At 65.2% G+C, this 24,002-nt stretch carries 18 protein-coding genes; 13 read left to right on the top strand and 5 right to left on the bottom strand.

What is annotated here, in order from left to right; genetic code table 11:
* Nucleotides 1–189 precede the first annotated feature (189 nt).
* Nucleotides 190–1,653, top strand: a complete 1,464-nt coding sequence (locus AHIS1636_RS09025; RefSeq protein WP_264795499.1) for an LCP family protein — start codon at nt 190–192, stop codon at nt 1,651–1,653.
* 78 nt (nt 1,654–1,731) lie between these two features.
* Here AHIS1636_RS09025 and AHIS1636_RS09020 read toward each other — a convergent pair whose 3' ends face one another.
* Nucleotides 1,732–3,672, bottom strand: coding sequence for a M13 family metallopeptidase (locus AHIS1636_RS09020; protein ID WP_264795498.1), 1,941 nt, complete (start codon nt 3,670–3,672; stop codon nt 1,732–1,734).
* A 209-nt stretch (nt 3,673–3,881) separates the two neighbouring features.
* On the opposite strand from AHIS1636_RS09020, the gene leuA reads away from it, so the two are divergent.
* The 3 genes from leuA (at nt 3,882) to AHIS1636_RS09005 (ending at nt 7,253) form a co-directional block, all read left to right on the top strand.
* The gene (gene leuA, locus AHIS1636_RS09015) at nt 3,882–5,648 is read left to right on the top strand and encodes a 2-isopropylmalate synthase (RefSeq protein WP_264795497.1); all 1,767 of its coding nucleotides are present in this window, start codon (nt 3,882–3,884) and stop codon (nt 5,646–5,648) included.
* 64 nt (nt 5,649–5,712) lie between these two features.
* Complete coding sequence (gene recO / locus AHIS1636_RS09010; RefSeq protein ID WP_264795496.1) at nt 5,713–6,465, top strand: DNA repair protein RecO; 753 nt, start codon at nt 5,713–5,715, stop codon at nt 6,463–6,465.
* Nucleotides 6,462–7,253 (top strand): isoprenyl transferase, encoded by a 792-nt coding sequence (locus tag AHIS1636_RS09005; RefSeq protein ID WP_264795495.1) that lies wholly within the window; start codon nt 6,462–6,464, stop codon nt 7,251–7,253. Before recO ends, AHIS1636_RS09005 begins: the two co-directional genes overlap by 4 nt.
* Before the next feature lie 10 nt (nt 7,254–7,263).
* On the opposite strand, the gene AHIS1636_RS09000 is transcribed toward AHIS1636_RS09005, so the two are convergent.
* On the bottom strand, nt 7,264–8,331 hold the full coding sequence (locus tag AHIS1636_RS09000; RefSeq protein WP_264795494.1) for an alpha/beta hydrolase: 1,068 nt from the start codon (nt 8,329–8,331) through the stop codon (nt 7,264–7,266).
* 77 nt (nt 8,332–8,408) lie between these two features.
* Here AHIS1636_RS09000 and AHIS1636_RS08995 point away from each other — a divergent pair, with 77 nt between their 5' ends.
* A complete protein-coding gene (locus AHIS1636_RS08995; RefSeq protein ID WP_264795493.1) occupies nt 8,409–9,473 on the top strand; it encodes a quinone-dependent dihydroorotate dehydrogenase in 1,065 nt (354 codons plus the stop codon).
* A gap of 78 nt (nt 9,474–9,551) precedes the next feature.
* Here AHIS1636_RS08995 and AHIS1636_RS08990 read toward each other — a convergent pair whose 3' ends face one another.
* Nucleotides 9,552–10,136 (bottom strand): DUF3043 domain-containing protein, encoded by a 585-nt coding sequence (locus AHIS1636_RS08990; protein WP_264795492.1) that lies wholly within the window; start codon nt 10,134–10,136, stop codon nt 9,552–9,554.
* 62 nt (nt 10,137–10,198) lie between these two features.
* On the opposite strand from AHIS1636_RS08990, the gene AHIS1636_RS08985 reads away from it, so the two are divergent.
* The 8 genes from AHIS1636_RS08985 to AHIS1636_RS08950 all read left to right on the top strand — a co-directional run bounded on the left by AHIS1636_RS08985 (nt 10,199) and on the right by AHIS1636_RS08950 (nt 20,406).
* Nucleotides 10,199–11,623, top strand: a complete 1,425-nt coding sequence (locus AHIS1636_RS08985; protein ID WP_264795491.1) for a dipeptidase — start codon at nt 10,199–10,201, stop codon at nt 11,621–11,623.
* Between the two features lie 155 nt (nt 11,624–11,778).
* Nucleotides 11,779–12,159 (top strand): HesB/IscA family protein, encoded by a 381-nt coding sequence (locus AHIS1636_RS08980; RefSeq protein ID WP_264795489.1) that lies wholly within the window; start codon nt 11,779–11,781, stop codon nt 12,157–12,159.
* A 188-nt stretch (nt 12,160–12,347) separates the two neighbouring features.
* Nucleotides 12,348–13,211: an aa3-type cytochrome oxidase subunit II gene (ctaC, locus tag AHIS1636_RS08975; protein ID WP_264795488.1), complete on the top strand. Its 864-nt coding sequence runs from the start codon at nt 12,348–12,350 to the stop codon at nt 13,209–13,211.
* Nucleotides 13,211–14,938 (top strand): aa3-type cytochrome oxidase subunit I, encoded by a 1,728-nt coding sequence (gene ctaD, locus AHIS1636_RS08970; RefSeq protein ID WP_262104557.1) that lies wholly within the window; start codon nt 13,211–13,213, stop codon nt 14,936–14,938. The genes ctaC and ctaD overlap by 1 nt, the downstream gene beginning before the upstream one ends.
* 3 nt (nt 14,939–14,941) lie before the next feature.
* A complete protein-coding gene (locus AHIS1636_RS08965; protein WP_264795487.1) occupies nt 14,942–15,343 on the top strand; it encodes a cytochrome c oxidase subunit 4 in 402 nt (133 codons plus the stop codon).
* Nucleotides 15,344–15,482: 139 nt separating this feature from the next.
* Nucleotides 15,483–16,268, top strand: a complete 786-nt coding sequence (locus AHIS1636_RS08960) for a GntR family transcriptional regulator (RefSeq protein WP_264795486.1) — start codon at nt 15,483–15,485, stop codon at nt 16,266–16,268.
* Between the two features lie 668 nt (nt 16,269–16,936).
* Nucleotides 16,937–19,915, top strand: a complete 2,979-nt coding sequence (locus AHIS1636_RS08955) for a Pls/PosA family non-ribosomal peptide synthetase (RefSeq protein WP_264795485.1) — start codon at nt 16,937–16,939, stop codon at nt 19,913–19,915.
* Between the two features lie 182 nt (nt 19,916–20,097).
* Nucleotides 20,098–20,406, top strand: a complete 309-nt coding sequence (locus AHIS1636_RS08950; RefSeq protein ID WP_264795484.1) for a hypothetical protein — start codon at nt 20,098–20,100, stop codon at nt 20,404–20,406.
* A gap of 799 nt (nt 20,407–21,205) precedes the next feature.
* On the opposite strand, the gene qcrB is transcribed toward AHIS1636_RS08950, so the two are convergent.
* The gene (gene qcrB, locus AHIS1636_RS08945; protein ID WP_264795483.1) at nt 21,206–22,879 is read right to left on the bottom strand and encodes a cytochrome bc1 complex cytochrome b subunit; all 1,674 of its coding nucleotides are present in this window, start codon (nt 22,877–22,879) and stop codon (nt 21,206–21,208) included.
* Nucleotides 22,880–22,881: 2 nt separating this feature from the next.
* Nucleotides 22,882–23,916, bottom strand: coding sequence for a cytochrome bc1 complex Rieske iron-sulfur subunit (gene qcrA, locus AHIS1636_RS08940; protein ID WP_264795482.1), 1,035 nt, complete (start codon nt 23,914–23,916; stop codon nt 22,882–22,884).
* Nucleotides 23,917–24,002 lie beyond the last annotated feature (86 nt).

The following is a 24,002-nucleotide window of genomic DNA, read 5'->3' as shown; positions in this document are numbered from 1 at the left end:
GTCCGTGTGCATGAATAGCACTCTGCACGTTTATCCTTTTATCTGGTCCGTTCTGGCATCACCCCCGAAAGGCAGGCATCTGTGGGTCGTCGCGGCAGTTCGAGTGATGATCCGCTGCATCACGAAGGCGGTGTTCCTCCGCAGCCGGCAGCGCAAAGGCACCCGGCCGTGCCCGGGAGCGCCCGGCACATGCGCTCAGGGAAGCGGTTCACCTGGCTGAAGATCGTTTCCGCAGTGCTCGCCTGCGCCCTGGTTGCCGGGCTCGGGGTCATCGTCGTCAAGGTAGTCGGCCTGCGCGCCAGCCTGACGACGGAGCCCCTGAACCTCGGCACGGAGGCCCAGGGCCTGCCGGTCGACCTGAGCACGGATCCGGTGCAGATCCTGATCCTGGGCACGGACTCCCGGGCCGAGACCGGCGGCTCGTACGGCCATGACCCGTCGTCGGACGGCAAGGGCAATTCCGACGTCATGATGCTGATGAACCTCTCCGCCGACCGCCAGCGGGTGACGGTGGTGAGCCTGCCCCGCGACCTCCTCACCGACATCCCCGCCTGCGAGGATCCGCAGACCGGGGAGATCTACCCCGAGCAGCAGTCCGCCCAGCTGAACATGGCGCTCAGCTACGGCGGTGCCGGCTGCACCGTCGCGGCGATCAACCAGCTGACCGGAATGGAGATCGACCACTTCATGATGGCCGACTTCAACGCGGTCAAGGAACTGTCGACCGTCATCGGCGGCGTGCAGGTTTGCGTCAACGAACCCATCAACGACACCTACTCCAAGCTCAGGCTGCCCGCCGGCATCAGCGAGGTGCAGGGCGAGCAGGCGCTGGCGTTCCTGCGCACCCGGCATGCCTTCGGCGACGGCGGCGACCGCGGCCGGATCCGCGCCCAGCAAAGTTTCCTGGCCTCCATGGCACGCAAGATCACCTCCGAAGGAACGCTGACCAACGTCCCGCGCCTCTACAACATCGCCGACGCCATTGCCCGCAACCTGACCGTGGACGAGGGGCTCACCGACGTGTCGAAGCTCCTGGCGCTGGCGGACCGGCTGAAGAACGTGGACCTGGGCAAGGTCGCCTTCGTCTCCCTGCCGACGACGCTTTACGAACCGGACCCCAACAGGCTGGTCATGGACGAGGTCGAGGGGGAGAAGCTGTTCAGCATCCTCCGGGCGGATGGCGACGTCACCGCAACGGCCGAAGAAAAGCCCTCCGCGTCACCGACACCCGAGCCGGGCGACGGGGCCTCTACCCCGGCGTCCCCCGAGCCGGAGGAACTTCCCTTCGACCCCGCGGCGCAGCCGGTGGAGGTCGTGAATTCCTCCGGTGCCGAGGACCGCGGCGCTGAACTGGCCGAGCAGCTCCAGGCACTCGGGTACGTGCTGGCCACGGGTACCGAGGCGAAGGACACCAACCCCGCGACCCAGATCTTCTACTCCGCCGGATTCGAGGACGTGGCCAACCAACTGGCCAAGGAACTCAACGTCCCCAAAGCCAGCGTCCTCTCCTCCGAGAAGAGCTACGGCGTCCGTATCGCGGTCGGCTCCGACTTCACCACCGGCAAGAAGCTCAAGGCAACCGGGGGAGTCGGCGGCAACCTCCGCGGCCAGACGGCCGACCAGGTCACCTGCCAGGGCTCCGGCGGTTTCTGACCGGAAGCAGCCTCCCCGGCAAGAACAAAGGCCGTGCCTCCCGCCCCAGGGCGGGAGGCACGGCCTTCCTGCAGGCTGCTACCAGATCCGGACACGCTCGGCGGGATCGAGCCACAGGCCGTCGCCGGACTGCACCTCGAAGGCGGCGTGGAACTCATCCATGTTCCTGACCACCTGGTTGCAGCGGAACTCGTTGGGCGAATGCGGATCAATGGACAGCCGCCGCTGGGACTCCTCGCTCCTGATCTTCTGGCGCCAGCATTCGGCCCAGGAGTAGAAGAAACGCTGCGTCCCGGTGAGGCCGTCGATGACGGGCGGCTCCTGTCCATCGAGGCTGAGCTGGTAGGCCTTGTAGGCGATGATCAGGCCGCCGAGGTCGCCGATGTTCTCGCCCAGCGTGAGTTCGCCGTTGACCGTCTTGCCGGCTGCTTCCTCGGGGCTGAGCTTCGCGTACTGGTCGACCAGCCGCGCCGTCAGCGCCTCGAAGGCCTTCCGGTCTTCGTCGGTCCACCAGTTGCGCAGGGCGCCGGTCCCGTCGTACTGCGAGCCCATGTCGTCGAAGCCATGCCCGATTTCGTGTCCGATGACAGCCCCGATGGCTCCGTAATTTGCGGCGGGGTCGGCCTCGGCGTCGAAGAAGGGAGGCTGCAGGATCGCCGCCGGAAAGACGATTTCGTTCATGGTCGGCATGTAGTACGCGTTCACCGTCTGGGGGGTCATGTGCCACTCTTCGATGTCGATCGGCCCGCCCAGCTTGTCCAGGTTGCGGCGGACCTCGAATTCGTTGGCGCCCAGGACGTTCTGCCAGACATCGCTGCCCGGCAGGTACGAGGAGTAGTCGATCCACTTGGCCGGGTAGCCGATCTTTGTCCGGAACGCCTGGAGCTTCTCCAGGGCGCGGCCGATAGTCTCGGCGCTTAGCCATTCGAGCGAACCGATGCTTTCGCGGTAGGCGCCGATCAGGTTGGCAACCAGTTCCTCCATCCGTTCCTTGTGTGACGGCGGGAAGTGCCTGGCCACGTATTCCTGGCCGATGGCTTCACCCAGGGCGCCTTCGACGAGGGCGACGCCGCGGCGCCAGCGTTCCTTGATTTCGGGCGTCCCGCTGAGGATCTTCCCGTAGAAATCGAAGTGCGTCTGGACCGCCTCGGCATGCAGGTACGGTGCCGCCGACGTCAGCAGCTGCAGGCGGAGCCAGGACTTCCAGTCCGCGAGCGGCTCCTCGTCGATCAGCTTGGCCAGGAGGGTGACGAAGTCCGGCTGGGACACGACCACCTCGGTGATGTCCGTCCCCTGGCTGCCCAGGCCTTCGAGCCACTGCCGGATGCGGGGAAAGCTGCCGGCCAGCTCGTCGACCGCGCGAAGGTTGTAAGTCTTCTGCGGGTCCCGGCAGGAAACCTTGTCCAGGTGTCCGGCCGCGAGCTTGTGCTCCAGTCCGATCGCCGCCGTAGCCTCGGCGGGGTCGAATCCGGCCTGCTCCATGATGGCCGCGGCGTACTCCGCGTAGCGCCCCCGGATGTCCTTGAACTCGTCTTCGCGGTAGTAGGACTCGTCCGGCAGGCCCAGCCCCGCCTGGTAGAGGTAGACCAGGTATCGGGTGGGGTCACCGGCGTCGTTGTTGACGTAGAACGCCAGCGGGTAGGCAGCACCCTGGCGGGTGAACTTCGCCAGCAGGTCCAGCAGTTCGTCCCGGTCCGCTACTGCCTCGATCTCCGCCAGTTGTTCCGCGAGCGGGGAGAATTTGCGGGCTTCGGCTGCGGCCTCGTCCATGAAGCTGGAATATACGACGCCGACCTTGCCGGCCGGGGTCCGCGGGTCCGGATCCGCTGCGGATTCCTCGATGATCTGCCGGACCGCGGCCTCGGCCTCGTCCCGCAGCGCGGTGAACGACCCCTCCAGCGGACGGTCCGGGCGGATGGTGGTTTCGGCCAGCCACCTGCCGTTGACGTGGCGGAACAGGTCGTCCTGCGGCCTCACGGAGGGATCGACGTGGTCGAGGACGATGCCGGAACGGGTCATGGCAGCACCTTTCTGAAGTAGCAGCAGTTGACATGTTCTTCCTCATCCTACGCACCGTGCTAGGGTGAAATTGTGCGTGCTGGAATGCTTCTTCTTAGCTGCCGCGGCGAGGCCTAAAGAACTCTTGTTTGACGGCCGAATCCTCGCCGCGGAGTTCGTGTTGCCCGGCCGAAGCCGCCACAGGAATTAGCAGAAAAGGCCCCAAGACCATGCGAAACGCGCAGAAACCCTCCGGAATGCCCATCCATAAGTACATTCCGTTCCAGGACCAGATCACCGTCGAACTGCCGGACCGCACCTGGCCGGACAAGGTCATCACGAAGGCGCCGCGCTGGTGCGCCGTCGATCTGCGGGATGGCAACCAGGCCCTGATCGACCCGATGAGCCCCGAGCGCAAGCACAAGATGTTCGACCTGCTGGTCAGGATGGGCTTCAAGGAAATCGAGGTCGGTTTCCCCTCCGCCTCGCAGACGGACTTCGACTTCGTCCGGCAGCTGATCGAGGGCGATCGCATTCCGGACGACGTGACGATCCAGGTGCTGACCCAGTCGCGCGAGCACCTCATCGAGCGCACCTATGACGCGATCGAGGGCGCGGACCGCGCGATCGTCCACCTCTACAACTCGACGTCGGTCCTGCAGCGCCGGGTGGTGTTCAACCAGGACATGGACGGCATCGTCGACATCGCGCTGCAGGGGGCGCGGCTCTGCCGGAAGTACGAGGAGGGCCTGAAGGGGACCGAGGTCACCTACGAGTACTCGCCCGAATCCTTCACAGGCACCGAGCTGGAATTCGCCGCGCGCATCTGCAATGCGGTGACCGACGTCTTCGAAATCTCGCCGGACCGCAACGTCATCCTCAACCTGCCGGCCACGGTGGAGATGGCCACCCCCAACGTCTATGCCGACTCCATCGAGTGGATGTCGCGCCACCTGGACAACAGGGAGAACGTCATCCTCTCGCTGCACCCGCACAACGACCGCGGGACCGGAGTAGCGGCCGCCGAGCTGGGCTACCTGGCGGGTGCGGACCGGATCGAGGGCTGCCTGTTCGGCAACGGCGAGCGGACGGGCAACGTCGACCTCGTCACCCTGGGGCTGAACATGTTCGGCCAGGGCATCGACCCGATGATCGACTTCTCCAACATCGACGAAGTCCGGCGGACCGTTGAATACTGCAACCAGCTGCCGGTGCCCGAGCGCTCTCCCTACGGAGGCGACCTGGTCTTCACCGCATTCTCAGGATCGCACCAGGACGCCATCAAGAAGGGCTTCGAGGCGATGGAGCGCGATGCCGCTGCGGCAGGCAAGACGGTCAACGAAATCCCTTGGGCCGTTCCTTACCTGCCCGTGGATCCCAAGGACCTCGGCCGCAGCTATGAGGCCGTCATCCGCGTCAACTCGCAGTCCGGCAAGGGCGGCGTGGCGTACCTGCTGAAGAACGAGCACAGCCTGGACCTGCCGCGGCGCGCCCAGATCGAGTTCTCCGGCGTCATCCAGCGCCGCACCGACACGGTAGGCGGCGAAGTCAGCGGTGCCCAACTGTGGGAAATCTTCAATGACGAGTACCTGCCGATTCCCGACCGCCCGTGGGGACGTTATACCCTCGGCTCGGTCAAGACGGACTCCGCTGAAGACGGCTCGTTCCAGCTGAACGCCTCCCTCATCGTGGACGGCGTGCAGCAGCGCAGGACGGCGGAAGGCAACGGTCCTATCGCCGCACTGCTGGACATCTTCCGCCAGGACGGCGTGGATGTCCGGGTCCTGGACTACAGCGAGCACGCGCTTTCCGAAGGCGGCAATGCCCGCGCTGCGGCCTACGTGGAATGCGCCGTCGCGGAGCGGGTGCTCTGGGGCGTTGGTATCGATACCAACACCACGATGGCGTCGCTCAAGGCGGTCGTTTCCGCGGTGAACCGGGCCATCCGGGACAACGTCGCGCAGTCGGCCGCGGCAGGCGAAGCCGCGGCCCAGTAACCCGTCCGGCAGCGCCCGGCCCGCCGATGTGCGGGCCGGGCGCTGTCAGTGGGACAATGGCCCTGTGTCCAACCGATCCTTCGCCTCCCGAACCTACCGGGATGAAGGCGTCATCCTTCGGACCCACAAACTCGGCGAGGCGGACCGGATCATCGTCCTGCTGACCAAGCGCCACGGCCAGGTCCGGGCCGTCGCCAGGGGAGTCCGGCGCACCAGCAGCAAGTTCGGCGCGATGCTCGAACCGTTCATGGTGGCGGACCTGCAGCTGATTGCCGGACGCAACCTCGACATCGTCACGCAGGCGCAGACGCTGGGTCCATACGGGCGCGACATCGTCGCCGACTACGCCAAGTACACCGCCGCCGCTGTCATCTGCGAGACCGCGGAGAAGCTGACCGACATCGACGGCGAATCCGCGGCGGTGCACTATGGCCTTGTCATTGGTGCCCTGTCCGCCCTCAGCCGCGGCCGGCACGCGCCGGAGCTCGTGCTGGACTCCTACCTGCTGCGGGCCCTGGCGACCGCCGGCTGGGCCCCGAGCTTCACCGACTGCGCGCGCTGCTCGGCACCGGGCCCGCATTCGGCTTTTTCGGCCCCGCTGGGCGGCGCCGTCTGCCACGACTGCCGTCCGCCCGGCTCCGCATCCCCGGCCCCGGAGACCATGTTGCTGCTGGCCGCGCTGCTCAGCGGTGACTGGCCGGCGGCGGACGGGTCGGCGCAGGCCTCCCGCAGGGAAGCCGCCGGCCTGGTGGCCAGCTACCTGCAGTGGCACCTGGAACGATCCGTCAGATCCCTCAAACACGTGGAGCGAGTGTGACTACCCTGAACCCGAGCAAGCCCGGCCCCCATCCTTCCGGCGCCCGGCCGCCCCGGCTGCCGAACGGCCTGGTCCCGCAGCACGTCGCCATCGTGATGGACGGCAATGGCCGCTGGGCCAACCAGCGCGGGCTGCCAAGGACGGAAGGGCACCGTGCCGGCGAAGCTGCGCTGCTCGACGTCATGGCAGGCGCCATCGAGATCGGGGTGCGCCACGTCAGCGTCTACGCCTTCTCCACCGAGAACTGGAAGCGGTCGCCGGAGGAAGTCCGCTTCCTGATGGGCTTCAGCAAGGACGTCCTGCGCCGCCAGCGGGACCAGCTCGACCAGTGGGGTGTGCGGATCCGCTGGTCCGGCCGGCGTCCCCGCCTGTGGCAGTCGGTCATCAAGGAGCTCGAGGTGGCCGAGCGGCAGACCGCCGGCAACGACGTCTGCACGCTCAACATGTGCGTCAACTACGGCGGCCGGGCGGAAATCGCCGACGCCGCGGCGGCTATCGCGGCCGACGTCGCCGCCGGCCGGCTGAAGCCTTCCGCCGTGTCGGAAAAGACCATCCAGCGCTACCTCGATGAGCCGGACCTGCCCGACGTCGATCTCTTCCTCCGCACCTCCGGGGAACAACGGTTCTCCAACTTCATGCTCTGGCAGTCCGCCTACGCGGAGATGGTCTTCATGGACATCCTGTGGCCGGACGTCGACCGCCGGACGCTCTGGGAAGCCGTGGACATCTACGCCCGGCGGGACCGGCGCTACGGCGGCGCGGTGGATGCCGCCTCCGTTACCGCCTGAACCGGCCGTACTAGCTGGCAAGGATGTACGCCTTGGCCCAGCGCTCCAGCCGGGCGTAGGCATCGGCGCGGACCTCGGGCGGGGACAGGAAGATGTCGTGCAGCGCCGCCTCGATCCGTTCAACGGTGACGCTGGATCCGAGTTTGACCGCGCTGGCGGCCATCGTCTCCACGTCGAGGACGGCGTCGGCCGCCTTCATGTCCTCGTGCCAGAGCGGCCCGTAGACGCTGCGGGCCGAGGTCAGGACCAGGATCGGCACCGCAATGGCGAGCCCCTTGTCCACTTCGGCCTGGCCGTGCCAGATGGCGCTGAGCCACCCGGCGCGGACAGGGAATGCAAACGGCGGGCGGAGATCCGGGTCCAGGTTCCACTCGCCTTCCTCCGTGCTGCTGATGGTCCGCCAGTAGAACCCGCGGGCCGGCAGTTTGATCTCGGCCTCCGGCTTGAGCCGGGAGAGCGGGTCGAGGACCTTGGCGGCCGCCCGCCGCACGAGCGAACTGCGGTGCATCTCCAGCCACGGGCTGTTCAGGACCAGCGCCTTGACCGCTCCGGGGTTGCGGTTGGCCCACAGTGCTGCCACTAGCCCTCCGGTCGAGTGGCCCATCAGGGTGAGGTCGATGTCCGCCTCCGCCAGGCCGAGCCGGCCCGCGCTGTCCTGGCGGACGGCTGCCACCGCAGTGGCGATCTCGTCGTCGTAATCCCTCAGGTCCGAGGCATAGCCGGCCAGGTCGCCGCCGCCGACAGTCCTGGCTGCGGGATCAGCTCCGGAGGAATCCTCCGCCGCCGCATCACCTGGGTCCGGCTCGCCGATCCGCAGGTTCCGGCCGTGGTTGTGGACGTCGAGGGCGTAGAACGCCACCCCCAGCTGGTGCCAGAACGCGGCGAGCTCGGTATTGAAGAAGTAGTCGCTCCAGCCGTGCAGGTACAGCACCACGTTTCCGCCCTGGGCCGGGCCGCGGTTCGCGGGAAGATGCCGCACCAGCGTAGCCCGCCGCGTCCGGCCACCGGCCGCCGGCACCTGGAGCGCCGTCGATTCGAATTCGGCGCCGAGAATATCCTCGATCCAGACCGTTGGCATCCGATACGTCCCTTCCTTGCCTTCATGCTAAGCCCGCCCGTTTGGCCGAAGGATGCCTTTGGCGGAAAACTAGGCTCATGCGTCTGTACCCACTCTTCTTCCGTGCCGCCTTCTCCTGGATGGACCCGGAACGTGCCCACACTATCGGTTTCCGGATGATCCGCCTGGCCCACTCGGCCGGAGCCGGAGCGCTGCTTCGGCGGGTCACGGCGCCCGCGCCTTCGCTGCGGACCGAGGCCCTGGGGCTGGCGTTTCCGTCGCCGTTCGGGCTTGCGGCGGGCTTCGACAAGGAGGGCCACGGCATCGAGGCGCTGTTCGACCTGGGCTTCGGGGCCGTCGAGGTCGGGACCATCACCGGTTCCGCCCAGCCCGGGAACCCGAAGCCGCGGTTGTTCCGGCTGGTCGAGGATCGTGCCGTCATCAACCGCATGGGGTTCAATAACGACGGCGCGGCTTCCGTCGCGCCGAGGCTTTCCGCCGCACGGCGGTCCCTCCAGCGGCGCTTTGGTGCGAGCCGGCCGGTGATCGGCGTCAACATCGGCAAGACCAAGGCCGTGGAGCTGGCGGACGCCGTTGACGATTACCTCAAGAGCACCCGCCTGCTGGCCCCGCACGCGGACTACCTGGTGGTCAACGTGAGCTCGCCGAACACGCCCGGGCTCCGCCTCCTGCAGAGCGTCGAGACCCTGCGGCCGCTGCTGGCCGCGGTGGGGGAGGCGGCCGACTCGGTGGCGCGGAGGCATGTCCCGCTGCTGGTCAAGATCGCACCGGACCTGAATGACGAGGATATCGACGACGTGGCCAAGCTGGCACTGGAGCTGAAGCTGGACGGCATCATCGCGACGAACACGACGATCGGCAGGGAAGGCCTGAAAGCGGACGAGGCCAAGGTTGCTGCCTGCGGCGACGGCGGCCTGTCGGGAGCGCCACTGAAGCAGCGTTCGCTGGAGGTGCTCCGCCGGCTGCGCGCGGCCGCGGGGGACAAGCTGGTGCTGGTCGCAGTCGGGGGCGTGGAATCCGCGGACGACGTGCGCGAGCGCCTGGACGCCGGCGCGACGCTGGTCCAGGGCTACACGGCGTTCCTCTATGAGGGGCCGTTCTGGGCCGCGCGGATCAACCGCTCACTGGCCCGCCAGGCCTAGGGGCTTAAGACCGAACGGGCCGGTTCCCAAAATGGGAGCCGGCCCGTTCGCGATGTTGGTCCGCTGCGGTCGAGACCGTCAGGACGGGTACTGGCCGCGCTTGACCTGGGGCTTCGGCAGCCGCATCCGGCGGAGCTGCAGACCGCGCATGACGCCGTACCAGATGGCGCCGCGCTCGACCGCGCCGAACTTCGCTACGAGCCGCGACTTGAGCTGCCGGCCAAGAATGAAGGCGTCCACTGCCACCAGGCCCAGCAGCACCCAGAAACCAACGAGGATGAAAGCCTGGACGTTCAGGTCGCGGACAAAGCTGAGCAGGACGAAGATGAGGGCGAAGATGATGAGGAATTCGCCCAGGACCCAGCGGGCGTCGACGAAGTCCCGCACGAAGCGTTTCTGCGGTCCCTTGTCCCGCAGCGGGAGGTAGCGGTCATCTCCGGTATCCATCGCCTGGCGCATCCGGATCCGCTCTTCCTGGGCGGCCTGGCGGCTCGATTCCTTGGCGGCCTTGCGGTCGTTCGGCACCAGAGGCCGCTTGCGTGCGGCTTCCTGGTCCTTTCGGCGTGGAGTCGGTGCGCCCTTGCCCGGGCCGCGGTTGGCCTCCGGTGCAGGCTGGTCTGTGGTTTCCGGCGCGTTCGCAGCCTCTTTTTTACGTCCAAACACCCATCAAGAATACCCTGCAGGTGGTTGCCTGCCGCTCGCCCGCCGGGAGTAGGGTGGCCGGTATGACGACTCGTGAAGAAACCGGCCGACCTGCACCGCAATCCGACGAAGTCCACGTTGACGCCGCCGCTTTGGCCGCCGCCGTCGACGGCCGCATGGGCCGGACGATTTCCACGCTGGAGCAGCTCGTGGCCATCCCCGGAATCGCCTGGGAGGCCTTCGACCCGGCGGACCTGCTGCACAGCGCCGAGACCGTGGCGGACCTGATTCGCGGCCTGGGAATCGAGGACGTCCAGGTGCTGAACGTTCCCAACGGCGAGAAGTCCGGCGGGCCGGCCGTCGTGGCCCGGCGCCAGGCCGCTCCGGGCAAGCCGACCGTCCTGCTGTATGCGCACCATGACGTCCAGCCGCCCGGGGACCTCTCGCTCTGGAAGACGGAGCCGTTCGCCGCCACTGAAATCGACGGCCGGCTCTATGGCAGGGGTGCCGCGGACGATAAAGCAGGGATCATGGCGCATGTCGGCGCCGTCGAAGCACTGCTCGCTGCACTGGGTGATGATTTCAGCCTGGGCCTGACGTTCTTTATTGTGGGCGAGGAGGAAGCGGGCTCGCCAACTTTCCGTTCCTTCCTGGAAACCCACCGCGAGCTGCTGCAGGCCGACGTCATCATCGTGGCGGATTCCGGCAACTGGCGCGTGGGGGTGCCGGCCCTGACCACGAGCCTGCGGGGCCTCGTCGACGGTGTTGTCGAACTGCAGGTCCTCGACCATGCCGTCCATTCCGGCATGTTCGGCGGGCCGATCCTCGATGCGCCGACGCTGCTGGCCCGGTTGATCGCGACCTTCCATGATGAAACGGGGGCCGTGGCCATCGAGGGGCTGGTCGGCTCGGAGTCGGCGGCGGTCGACTACCCGGAGTCCGACTTTCGCCGGGACAGTTCGGTCCTCGATTCCGTCCAGCTGGCCGGGACGGGGCCGATCGCAGACCGGCTGTGGAACAAGCCGGCCCTCTCCATCATCGGGATGGACGTCCCCAGCGTCGCCCTCAGCTCCAACACGCTGCTGCCCTCGGCGCGCGCAAAGCTCAGCCTGCGGCTCGCGCCCGGCCAGGATCCGGCGGCGGCCATGGAAGCTCTGGCTGCCCATATCGACGCCCATGCTCCTTTCGGGGCGAAGGTCCGGTTCGTTCCGGGAGAACAGGGCGCCGCGTTCTCCACGGACACCACCGCGCCGGCGGCGCAGGCCGCACTATGGGCCCTCGGCAAGGCGTGGGGGACCGGACCCGTCGAGACGGGAATCGGCGGCTCCATCCCGTTCATCGCCGACCTGACCGAACTCTACCCGGCGGCCCAGATCCTGATCACCGGTGTGGAGGACCCGGACTCCCGGGCGCATTCCGCAAACGAGTCCCTGCATTTGGGGGACTTCCGCAATGCCATACTCGCCGAGGCCCTGCTGCTGGCAAGGCTCGACAAGGAAGGCCTCTAGGAGGACAGGCCGGATCCCGCGGGCCGCATGTCACGCCTGCAGGGAACAGTGCTGGAACCGGGTTCCAGGCGACGTACCATGGAAGCGGAGCCACAGCACCACTGAGTGATAGCAGAAGGTCAACTGATGGCCGCCTCAGAGATAAGGACAAAGCAATGACCGAAACCACCAGCACCGCTACCGAGAACGCAACTGCAACGGAACTGCCTACCCATGAGGTCAAGCTGACCGACGTGGCCGCGGGCAAGGTCCGCAGCCTGCTGGAGCAGGAAGGACGCACGGACCTCCGGCTCCGCGTCGCCGTCCAGCCCGGTGGTTGCTCCGGCCTGATCTACCAGCTGTACTTCGACGAGCGCATGCTGGACGGTGACGCCGTCCGCGACTTCGACGGTGTCGAAGTCATCGTCGACAAGATGAGCGTGCCGTACCTCAGCGGCGCCACCATCGACTTCGAGGACACCATCTCGAAGCAGGGCTTCACCATCGACAACCCCAACGCCGGTGGTTCCTGCGCTTGTGGTGATTCGTTCCACTAAACCTCCGGGAGAGGGCCAGTCGCACTGGGGATGCAACGGCGACGCACTGCTTCGATCTGTCACATCCAGGTCATCGGGGCGGGTAAGCTCTACAGTGAGTAGTAAAACTAATATGCAAGCGCGCGCAACGGGGGAATAGCCGTGCCGCGCGGGCATCACTTGCACGAAACAAAAAGGAAGGGCCGTCTGTGAGTTCGCAGGACCGAACCGGCAGTCGGCGTGCCAGGATCCTCAAGGCCACTGGTCTTGGGGCAGCCGGTGCGCTGTTGTTGACGGGTTGTTCAGAAGAAGTCCAATTGGGATGGCTGCCCACTGAGCGGGGCACGACCAACCACACGGACCGGATCATCGATTTGTGGGTGAACTCCTGGATTGCCGCGTTGGCTGTCGGCGTTCTCACGTGGGCCTTGATTATCTGGTGCATCGTTGCCTACCGGCGCCGCAAGAACGAGACGGGTTACCCGCGCCAGCTCAGCTACAACCTGCCGCTGGAAATCTTCTACACAGCAGTTCCGCTGATCATGATCCTGGTCCTGTTCTACTTCACGGACAAGGACATGACCGCGATCAACGCCCGGGACGACAACCCGGACCAGATCATCGACGTACGCGGCAAGCAGTGGTCTTGGGACTTTAACTACGTCACCGAGGACAAGCACGACGTCGGTGTCCAGGCCCACCTGGACGGCGAGACCGGTGCGCCCGACCGCCTGCCCACGCTGTACCTGCCGGTCAACCAGAGCATTGAACTGCAGATCAACTCCCGCGACGTGATCCACTCGTTCTGGGTTCCTGCGTTCCTGCAGAAGATCGACATGATTCCGGGCAAGACGAACTACATCACCGTCACCCCGACGCGCGAGGGCGTCTTCGCCGGCAAGTGCGCCGAACTTTGCGGAGAGTACCACTCCGAAATGCTGTTCAACGTTGCCGTTGTTTCCGAGGCCGAGTTCGCCCAGCGGATGTCTGCCCTCGAGGACGGCCAGATCGGCGAAGAATACGACCGCAACCCGTACGCGGAAGCGGCTGAGCAAGGAGCGAGGGAGAACTAGTGTCTACCTACGAGTACACCGCGGAGGAGACGGGCACGACGGTCGCGCCGCGCGTCGTCCCGCGTTCCAAGGGCCGGATCGTGGTCAACTGGATCACGACCACGGACCACAAGACCATCGGGTACATGTACCTGATCTCGTCGTTCATCTTCTTCTGCCTCGGCGGCGTGATGGCGCTGGTCATCCGTGCCGAGCTGTTCGAGCCCGGTATGCAGATCCTGCAGACCAAGGAGCAGTACAACCAGCTGTTCACCATGCACGGCACGGTCATGCTGCTGATGTTCGCGACGCCGCTGTTCGCCGGTTTCACCAACGTGATGATGCCGCTGCAGATCGGCGCGCCGGACGTCGCCTTCCCGCGCCTGAATGCCCTGGCGTTCTGGTTCTTCCTCTTCGGCAGCACCATCGCCGTCGCAGGCTTCATCACCCCGCAGGGCGCAGCGTCCTTCGGCTGGTTCGCGTATGCACCGCTCTCGAGCACGACCTTCTCGCCGGGGGCGGGCGGTGACCTGTGGGTCTTCGGCCTGGCGCTCTCGGGCTTCGGCACCATCCTTGGCGCGGTCAACTTCATCACCACCATCATCTGCATGAGGGCCCCGGGCCTGACCATGTGGCGCATGCCGATCTTCACCTGGAACGCGCTGATCACCTCCATCCTGGTCCTCATGGCGTTCCCGCCGCTGGCATCGGCACTGTTCGGCCTTGGCGCCGACCGCCGCTTTGGTGCGCACATCTTCAACCCGGAGAACGGCGGTGCCATCCTGTGGCAGCACCTGTTCTGGTTCTTCGGCCACCCCGAGGTCTACATCATCGCCCTGCCGTTCTTCGGCATCGTCTCCGAGATCTTCCCGGTCTTCAGCCGCAAGCCGATCTTCGGCTACAAGGGCCTGGTTTACGCCACCATTGCGATCGCCGCACTGTCGGTGACCGTTTGGGCCCACCATATGTACGTCACCGGCTCCGTCCTGCTGCCGTTCTTCGCCTTCATGACCATGCTCATCGCGGTCCCGACCGGCGTGAAGTTCTTCAACTGGATCGGCACGATGTGGCGGGGATCGATCACCTTCGAAACACCGATGCTCTGGAGCCTCGGCTTCCTGGTGACCTTCCTCTTCGGCGGCCTGACCGGCATTATCCTGGCCTCCCCGCCGCTGGACTTCCACGTCTCCGACACCTACTTCGTCGTGGCGCACTTCCACTACGTCGTGTTCGGCACCGTCGTGTTCGCCATGTTCGCCGGCTTCTACTTCTGGTGGCCGAAGTGGACCGGCAAGATGCTGAACGAGCGCCTGGGCAAGATCCACTTCTGGCTGCTGTTCCTCGGTTTCCACGGAACCTTCCTGATCCAGCACTGGCTGGGTGTCATCGGCATGCCCCGCCGCTACGCGGATTACATGCCGGAAGACAACTTCACCGCCATGAACCAGTTCTCGACGATTGCGTCGTTCGTCCTGGGTGCCTCGCTGATCCCGTTCTTCTGGAACGTGTACATCACCTGGCGCCATGGCAAGAAGGTACAGGTGGATGACCCCTGGGGCTTCGGTGCCTCGCTCGAGTGGGCCACCTCCTGCCCGCCGCCGCGCCACAACTTCACCTCGCTGCCGCGCATCCGGTCGGAGCGCCCGGCCCTGGACCTGCACCACCCGGAACTGGCTCCGAAGCACACGCCCAAGGAACCCGTACCGGCAGCACAGATCTTCGGCCCGGCCGACCGAGAGGATGCATAACCCATGAAAATCGAATCCTGGCTGTTCTCCGGGGGAGTCATCTTCTTCACGCCCGTGGCCCTCGTCTACGGCTACATGACGAACTGGAGCGAATGGGTCGGCATCGTCGGTCTGTTCCTGCTGATCGGCCTGTCGCTCATGATCGGCTGGTACCTGAGGACGACGGCGAAGCGCGTCGGTGCGCGTCCCGAGGACCGCCTTGACGCCGAGATCCATGAAGGTGCCGGCGAGCAGGGGCACTTCAGCCCCTGGAGCTGGTGGCCCCTCGTGCTTGGTGCAGGTGCCGCGACCGGCTTCCTCGGTATCGCCATCGGCTTCTGGATCACCTACGTGGCCCTCGGCCTGACGCTCGTGGCACTCATCGGATGGGTCTACGAGTACAGCCGCGGCGATCACGCCCACTAGTTCGGCCCGTTAACAGGGGAGAGGCTCGGAGCATGTGCTCCGGGCCTCTCCCCTCTTTCGTGCCTCAAATCGGTGGTCTAGACCGCCTAGGCTAAGCTTGGTCTGGGGGACAGGCGTATCGACGGAGGAGGCAGAGTTGGTGTCCAAGGGCGCGGCAGCCATCGACGGCGCCATCGACGAAGCTTCGCAGGTAGCCAAGCATGTCCAGCTGCGTGAGATCCTGCGGCGGCATGCGAAGGAGAAGTGTGAACCGGGCGGTCCATTTCCCTCGGAGCGCGAGCTGACCCAGCGGTTCGGCCTGGCCAGGATGACCGTCCGCCAGGCGATCGATTCGCTGGTGTCCGAGGAGGTCCTCGAGCGCATCGTCGGGCTGGGAACTTTCGTGAGCCAGCAAAAGCTTGACCTGCAGGTCAAGCTCACCTCCTACAGCGAAGAGATGCAACGACGCGGCATGGTGCCGGACGCCCGGGTCCTGACCTTCGAGCAGATCGGCGCCGCGCCTTTCGTGGCCCGCGAGCTACAGCTTGACGAGGGGCAGCCCGTTATCCGTTTCCGGCGGCTGCTCCTCGCGGACGGCGACCCCATGAGCGTGGACGAAAACTTCATCCCCGCCCAGCGTGTGCCGGGCATCCTCGATGATCCGCCGCCGTCGTCCCTGTACAACGTCCTAAGCGAGCGTTACGGGCTGGTCATCGAGTGGGGCGAGGACACCATCGAAGCGACGGCAGCCCAGCCGTCAATCGCGCGCCTGCTCAATGTGGACATCGGCGCGCCGCTGCTTAAGATCCAGCGGCACGCCTACGCGTCCAAGACGATGGTGGACTTCTCGGTTTCCTACTATCGGGCCGACCGCTACAAGCTCTGGGTGCCCCTCCAGCGGCCCGGAGTGCGTTCACCGCGTTCCTATAACGTCAAGCGTTTCTGATGCTCGTAGAGGCGGGTTGAGGGACGTTCCTGGAATCCCCCACGAAGGTCCATCCGGCAATCGAAGGACGCGCTGAACCAGGCTTCCCGGTACATATGATCACCGATCCAGAGCCGCCGGCTGGAACGACGTCAGCCGGCACAGGTTTCTTCTTTGCCGAGGGGAACCAAGGAAGGCCACGCCCAGTACGGGCGTGGCCTTCCGCCGCTTGTTCGGGTGTGTGGCCGACCCCGCCGGCCCAAAACTGTCTCGTCCTCCTGCTGAGGCACTAGGCCCCCGACACACAGCCGCGCTCAGTCAGCGCCTTCGGCTCGGGAATCCGACTTTTTTACAAGATGCGTCGTCCATCATGTGAGCGGTCGTGATCAGCGGGAGCTGACTACCACCCGACGGAGCCGATTCCAGACGCTTCTGACCGGGCCCAAAGGTCCGGGCCAGGCCTCCCGCCAAGCGAACCTGCACGTCAAGACTCACTAGGGAGAAAGCGTTGCTCACAAATCCGATCCGGCGTCACTAAGGAGTTTTGTGCAGTGAAAAAGCTCATCGATGACATGCAAACGGCTCCGCGTGCCACAATCTCGACGAGTCCCCCGGTTCCCGCGGTTCCGGCCGAAAACGGTTTTGCAGCTGCGCCGGCAAGGGAACCGGGCAGGGCCTTGGAAGGCCGCTTGGCGGGTTTGCTCGCATCGACCGTGAAGAAGGACGAAGTCCCCGTGGACGCCAACTTCTTCCAGGATCTGGGTGCGGACTCGCTCGTTATGGCGCAGTTCTGCGCCCGTGTGCGCAAGCAGCCGGATCTGCCGCAGGTGTCGATTAAGGACATCTACCAGCATCCGACGATCGCGTCGCTGGCGGCGGCCCTGGCTCCGGCGGAGAAATCGTCGGCGGCGTCACCGGTGGGGGAACGGCTGGCTGAGGTGATGGCCGGTGTCCTGGGTGTTGACCATGTGCCGGTGGGTGCAGATTTCTTTCAGGAACTGGGAGCCGACTCGTTGGTGATGGCCAAGTTCTGCGCCCGTGTGCGCAAGCAGCCGGATCTGCCGCAGGTGTCGATTAAGGACATCTACCAGCATCCGACGATCGCGTCGCTGGCGGCGGCCCTGGCCCCGGCGGAGAAGTCGTCGGCGACGTCACCGGTGGGGGACAGGCTGGCTGAGGTGCTGGCCGGTGTCCTGGGTGTTGACCATGTGCCGGCGGGCGCAGATTTCTTTCAGGAACTGGGAGCCGACTCGTTGGTAATGGCCAAGTTCTGCGCCCGGGTGCGCAAGCAGCCGGATCTACCGGCCGTGTCCATGAAAGAGATCTACAGCAACCCCAATATCTCCGCCCTGGCAGCGGCCCTGCAGGTATCCGAAATGCAGGATGAGGTGACCGGGCCGCCGCCGGCTGTGGCCTCCGTGCCGGAGACGCCGCCGCTCATGGATGCGCGGACGTGGGAGTATCTCGCCTGCGGCGCCCTGCAGGTACTCGTCTATCTTGGCTATTGCGTGCTCGGCGGCTTCATCGCGGTCGTGGGGTACCAGTGGTTGTTCCCGGCAGCGGGGCCAGGCAACCACCACTGGCTGGGCCACGGCCAGAGCTTCTTCGAGATCTACCTGCGCTCGATCGCCTATGCCGCTGCGACCTTCCTGCTGCTATGCATTCTGCCGGTAGCAGGCAAATGGATCTTCATTGGACGCTTCCGTCCCAAGGAGATCCGCATCTGGAGTCTGGCCTACTTCCGGTTCTGGCTGGTCAAAGCGCTGATGCGCACCTCTCCGCTGTCGCTGATGACCGGTTCGCCGCTGTTGACCTTCTACCTGAGGGCCATGGGTGCGAAAGTCGGCCGCAACGTGACAATTATGACCAACCGGCTGCCGGTCTGCACCGACCTGCTGACGATCGGTGAGGGCACGGTGATCCGCAAGGACGCCATGCTCAACGGGTACCGCGCCCACGGCGGTGTCATCCAGTTGGGTGGGGTCGAGCTGGGCAAAGACGTCATCATCGGCGAGGGTAGCGTCCTGGACATTAACACGTCGATGGGTGACCACTCGCAGTTGGGCCACCGCTCCACCCTCTACGCCGGCCAGGCCGTGCCTGCGGGCGAGCGGTGGCATGGTTCGCCGGGCAGGCCCGGTGCTGCGGATTACGCCACGGTCGAGCCGACGCCCTACCGGCCCTGGCGGAGGGGATGGTTCGCCGTCTCCCAGGTCGTCAGCACTCTCGGGCTGGGCCGCACGATGTGGGGACTGGTAATCACGTTGTTCGTCCTGGCGAACCCGAGCGTCGCCGCGCTCATGGAGTCGCAGGAGTGGGCGTTCGGCGACTGGATTTTCTATGCCGAGGCCGCCGGGTATGCCGCCCTGAGCGTCTTCGGTGGAACGGTCATCGCCTTGCTCCTCATCACGACCCTGCCCCGGCTGCTCCAGCTCGCGGTCAAGCCCGACACGGTGTACCCGATGTACGGGCTGCGGGACGCGGCCGCGCGGGCGGTGGCCAAGATGACCAACAGCCCGATGCTCGGGGGCCTGTTCGGCGACAGCTCCTACGTCGTGGACTACGTGCAGGCGCTCGGGTACCGCCAGCCGCAGGTCCAACAGACCGGTTCGAATTTCGGCACGGGATTCAAGCATGACAACCCGTACCTGACCACCATCGGCAGCGGCACGATGATCGCCGATGGGCTGTCCGCCATGAACACGGACTACTCCGCGACGTCGTTCAAGGTCAGTGGGGTGTCCATCGGTGCTCATAACTTCCTGGGCAACGCCGTGCTTTACCCCGCCGAAGCCAGGACCGGGGACAACTGCCTGCTCGCGACCAAGGTCATGGTCCCCGTCGACGGACCGGTCCGGCAGGACGTGGGCCTGCTCGGATCACCGGCGTTCGAGATTCCGCGATCCGTGCTGCGGGACGCCCTCCCCGAAGAGCATGTGGACCCTGAACGCTTCCGCCGGGATCTGGCGGCCAAGAACAGGCACAACCTGATCACGATGGCCCTCTTGATGCTGGTGCGGTGGTTCAATGTCACGGCCGCCATTCTGGTGATGTTCGCCGCCCTCGAACTCTCCGACCAGTTCGGCTTCCTGTCTATCAGCGCGGGCTTCGTCGTGGCGCTCGTAGTTGGCTCGCTGGTCCCGATCGGCATCGAGCGCCTCGCGACAGGGTTCCGGCGGCTCCGGCCCCAGTTGTGCTCCATCTACAACCCCTACTTCTGGTTCCACGAGCGGTACTGGAAGATGTCCATGCAGCAGCGATACGCAACGGTCTTCAACGGAACACCGTTCAAACCGCTGGTGTGGCGCCTGCTGGGCGTCCGGATCGGTTCCCGAGTATTCGATGACGGCTGCGGAATCATCGAGCGGACCCTGGTGACGATTGGCTCCCGCTGCACGCTGAACAACGGCACCACGATCCAGTCCCATTCCCAAGAGGACGGGATGTTCAAATCCGACTACAACGCCGTCGGAAACGACGTTACGCTCGGAGTCGGAGCCTTCATCCACTACGGCGTGACCATCGAAGACGGCGCCGTTGTCGCCACGGACTCCTTCGTAATGAAGGGAACGACCCTCCCTCGGGGCAGCCTCTGGGGCGGCAACCCGGCCGAAGAGGCCCCAACCGCCGCCACGTCCCCTCTCGCACTGGAAGGGCTTCCCTCATGAGGAACCTCTGGCTGGCGCAGGCGGTGCCCGACCGCCGTGAAAGCAAAACCGTGCCCCTCCTGGCAGCCCCTTCAACGTAGCAGCGGACCACGATAGGAAGGACTGGGAAAATGGATGTGCTTCCCAGCAAATTCAGAGCACCGCCACAGTGCTGGCTCCCAGCCTGGCGCGAGAGCGGAGAGATGGAGAACATTCTTCGCCAGGGAACTCAGCCTTCCAACGGAAGCGAAGGAGCAGCTCCGGCGGCCGACGCGGATGAGCAATCGGCCGCCGCCGGATCGGCCATGCTTTCCCCTATGCATTATGCCTCCTTCGTAACCCCTGCCGGCGGGCAAACAGGAGACATGATCTCCCTCGGGCAGCGGATCATGCCCGTGGTCATGCTGATCGGCCCCTTACTCCTGATGGGGATCTACGCCTTCTTCCGCCATCAGCCGAGGCTAATACGAATCATCGAAGGGCTCGAGTTCAGCGTCCTACCAGTGCTTTGACGTAGAACATCTTTTCAGAGTCCGAGGGTTGCGGACTCTGAAAAGGTTCGGGCCGGTCACCACGAGGGCGGGGTGGCTGCCGTGGTGTTACCGGCGCGGCCGTTTCGCGGTTCCGGTCGTCCGCTTCGGCGGACCAAATGCTGACGACGAAGTCGTGGGTGTCGTCCTTGAGCCGGCGAGCAGATTGAAGCTTGCGAAACTGGGCTGCGCGTCGACCGGGTGGGCGGACTGAGAAGCGCAGCTCGAGTTCGGGCCTTTGCCTCATAGGAAGTGGAGCGGGGACCTCCACAACGGATATGGTGTTCCATTTCATGGGTGGGCTTGGGTGGCTTTGACAGGTTTGGGTGGCCCCGGGGCACTCTTGCGCGGGGCCGACAGTAAGCGGAGGTCCGAAGGCCGATGACTGCGCCGCTGATCGTCCACCTCAGCGTTGCTGACCCTGGTCCCCGGAACCCGGACCGGACGGGGCTGGCTGCGGTCCCGTCCGGGGATAACGAGGACGGGACCGACGTTCGGCGGCCCTGACCGCAGCGAGTCTTCGATCCGCTGCCGGAAAGGCTGGGGAGGCACTGGACGAACGTGGTGTTACTGGCACTGGTGCGTTCGAAGTCTGACCGCTCCGGGGTGGAGCGGGTGTGCGAGGTCATCTGGCCGAAGGGGGGGTCCAGGTGCTGGTCGTTGTCCGGACTTGGTCCGATGTTGTATGGATCGCCGTGCACCTTTGGGCCAGCCGCGCGCATTAACGAAGAAGCCGGCCGGGGGACTTGCGTCCCTCGACCGGCTTCCTTACGCCGAATAATCAGCGAGTTGTTACTTCAGCCTTTGTCTCGGCTGCCTCAACCGGGGCGTGGCCGTGGCTGTGGGCTGCTTCGAGCTCTGCAGGAGTCACCGGGGCGACACGGTCTTCGAAGAAGAAGCGGGACAGACGTCCGCGCAGCTTCTCGGTCCGCGTGATGCGGCCGTTCGCATCCGGTACCGCAGGCTGGACAACTGGCGACTCGAAGTCGACCAGGCGGTGCAGCTTGTATTCGTTGAGCGGCTCGTGAACCTCGATGAACTCACCGTGCGGCAGGCGGACGATACGACCGGTTTCGCGGCCGTGCAGGACGATCTCCCGATCCTTGCGCTGCAGCGCAAGGCAGATCCGGCGCGTCACCATGAAGCCGATGATCGGGCCAATGAAGAACAGTGCGCGGAGCCAGTAAGTCACGTCGTTGAGCGAGACATGGAAGTGCGTCGCGATCAGGTCGGAGCTGGCAGCTGCCCACATGACGCAGTACCAGACGACGCCTGCGACACCGGTGGCCGTCCGGAACGGAGCGTTACGCGGACGATCCAGGATGTGGTGTTCGCGGTTGTCCTTGGTCACCCAGCGTTCGATCCACGGCCAGGTGAACATCAGGCCGAAGAGGATGCCGGCCGGCACCAGGGCCGGAAGCAGGACGTTCAGCGATAGCGTGTAGCCGCCGAAGATCACGTACTCGAAGCGGAAGTCTCCCAGAACACCAGGCATGAGTCGAAGCGCGCCGTCCACGAATCCGATGTACCAGTCAGGCTGGGTACCGGCGGAGACGGGGGAGGGGTCGTAGGGGCCGTAGTCCCAGATCGGGAGGATCTGGAAGTTGGCAGCGATGGCCGCGACGATACCGAACACGATGAAGAAGAAGCCGCCAGCCTTGGCCGCGTAGACCGGTCCAACAGGGAAGCCGACAACGTTGTTCTCGGTGCGGCCCGGGCCGGGGTACTGAGTGTGCTTGTGTACGACGACCATGAACAGGTGGATGGCGATCATCAGCAGGATGAGGGCCGGTACCACCAGGATGTGCATGACGTAGAGGCGGCCCACGATGGCAGTGCCCGGGAATTCCCCTCCGAAGATCAGCATCGACAGGTAGGTGCCGATCAGCGGAATTGCCTTAATGACACCGTCGATGATGCGCAGGCCGTTACCGGAAAGCAGATCGTCAGGCAGCGAGTAGCCGGTGAAGCCGGCGGCGAGGGCCAGGATCAGGAGGACGCAGCCCACAACCCAGTTGAGTTCGCGCGGACGGCGGAACGCACCGGTGAAGAACACGCGGAGCATATGCACGGAGACCGACGCGACGAAGAGCAGCGCGGACCAGTGGTGCAGCTGGCGCATGAACAAGCCGCCGCGGATATCGAAGGAGAGATCCAGCGTCGACGCGTAGGCGACGGACATTTCCACGCCCTTTAGCGGGACGTAAGAGCCCGTGTAATGCGTTTCGGCCATTGACGGGTCGAAGAAGAGCGTCAGGAAGGTTCCGGACAGCAGCAGAATGACGAAGGTGTACAGCGCCACTTCACCGAACATGAAGGACCAGTGGTCAGGGAAGACCTTGCGGCCGAATTCCTTGACGATGGACGAAGCACCGACGCGTGTGTCTACGAAGTTGCTGATACGGCCAACGCGGGTTTTCGGCTGGTACGTATCGGGTGATGTCGAAGCACTCATGGTTAGCCACGCTCCCAGTAGCTAGGTCCGACAGGTTCGTGGAAGTCGCTGGTAGCCACGAGGTAGCCTTCGCTGTCCACACTGATGGGCAGCTGCGGCAGGGCGTGTGAGGCCGGACCGAAGATGACTTTGCATTCCTGGGTCAGGTCGAACGTCGACTGGTGGCAGGGGCAGAGCAGATGGTGTGTCTGCTGCTCGTAAAGGGCGACCGGGCACCCCACGTGCGTGCAAATCTTGGAGTAGGCAACGATGCCGTTGTAGTTCCAGTCCTCGCGGCCGGGGGAGACATGCAGATCCTCGGGGTTGAGGCGCATGAGCAGGACGACGGCCTTGGCCTTTTCTTCCAGCTTGTGCTCGGCCTCGTTCAGCCCTTCCGGGATGACGTGGAAGGCCGAGCCAATGGTGACCTCCGAGGCTTTGATGGGGGTGCCCTCGGGGTCGCGTGTCAGGCGGACGCCTGCGTCCCACATGGAGTGGCGCAGCACGTCGGGGTTGAGATCCTTCGATAGGTCGCGCAGGATTCCGATGGCCGGCAGCGGCGCCAGCAGCATGGCTCCAAGCAGCGTGTTGCGGATCAGCGGACGACGCTTGATGCCCGACTCCGAGATGATCTCGCTGACCATCGTCTCCGCGATCTGGCGGTCCTCTTCGGTCCGAACTGCATGCCGCTCTTCGGCGATTTCGTGGTCCGGCATCAGGGTCTTTGCCCAATGCACGATGCCGACGCCGATCCCGAGCATGGCGAATGCGGTGCCCATACCTAGCAGGAAGTTCTGCAGGCGCAGCGTGGAAATCGCGGTGGTTTCATCCAACCGGATGGCAATGTACCCGACGAAGAAAAGCAGGGTACCGATGACGGAGATTGCGAAGAGTATCGCAACCTGGCGTTCGGCACGCTTTTCGGCCCGGGGATCCTTGTCGGCAAGGCGCGGACGGTGCGGAGGTAGTCCAGGATCCTGGAACTTCTCCACTTCGCCCTGGCCAGCCGTAGCAACGGTGCCCGAGGATTTCGGACCGCCGTGACTATGGTCGCCCATGATCCCTCTCATCCTTCTCTGTAGCTCTCAAGTTTACTCAGTGCGTGTGTTTTCAGTAGTTACCCGGCGGCTGGTCAGCCGCCGGG

The organism is Arthrobacter mangrovi (assembly GCF_026011795.1).
Lineage (GTDB): Bacteria > Actinomycetota > Actinomycetes > Actinomycetales > Micrococcaceae > Crystallibacter > Crystallibacter mangrovi.
Note: the sequence above shows the minus strand (reverse complement) of the source record. Positions and strands in the feature narration are given on the sequence as shown.

What these genes read in the sequence shown, in the direction of transcription:
- AHIS1636_RS09025 (WP_264795499.1), top strand. Translation starts at nt 190, where the DNA reads ATGCGCTCAGGGAAGCGGTTCACCTGGCTGAAGATCGTTTCCGCAGTG.
- AHIS1636_RS09020 (WP_264795498.1), bottom strand. Translation starts at nt 3,672, where the DNA reads ATGACCCGTTCCGGCATCGTCCTCGACCACGTCGATCCCTCCGTGAGG.
- leuA (WP_264795497.1), top strand. Translation starts at nt 3,882, where the DNA reads ATGCGAAACGCGCAGAAACCCTCCGGAATGCCCATCCATAAGTACATT.
- AHIS1636_RS09000 (WP_264795494.1), bottom strand. Translation starts at nt 8,331, where the DNA reads ATGCCAACGGTCTGGATCGAGGATATTCTCGGCGCCGAATTCGAATCG.
- AHIS1636_RS08995 (WP_264795493.1), top strand. Translation starts at nt 8,409, where the DNA reads ATGCGTCTGTACCCACTCTTCTTCCGTGCCGCCTTCTCCTGGATGGAC.
- AHIS1636_RS08985 (WP_264795491.1), top strand. Translation starts at nt 10,199, where the DNA reads ATGACGACTCGTGAAGAAACCGGCCGACCTGCACCGCAATCCGACGAA.
- AHIS1636_RS08980 (WP_264795489.1), top strand. Translation starts at nt 11,779, where the DNA reads ATGACCGAAACCACCAGCACCGCTACCGAGAACGCAACTGCAACGGAA.
- AHIS1636_RS08965 (WP_264795487.1), top strand. Translation starts at nt 14,942, where the DNA reads ATGAAAATCGAATCCTGGCTGTTCTCCGGGGGAGTCATCTTCTTCACG.
- AHIS1636_RS08950 (WP_264795484.1), top strand. Translation starts at nt 20,098, where the DNA reads ATGGAGAACATTCTTCGCCAGGGAACTCAGCCTTCCAACGGAAGCGAA.
- qcrB (WP_264795483.1), bottom strand. Translation starts at nt 22,879, where the DNA reads ATGAGTGCTTCGACATCACCCGATACGTACCAGCCGAAAACCCGCGTT.
- qcrA (WP_264795482.1), bottom strand. Translation starts at nt 23,916, where the DNA reads ATGGGCGACCATAGTCACGGCGGTCCGAAATCCTCGGGCACCGTTGCT.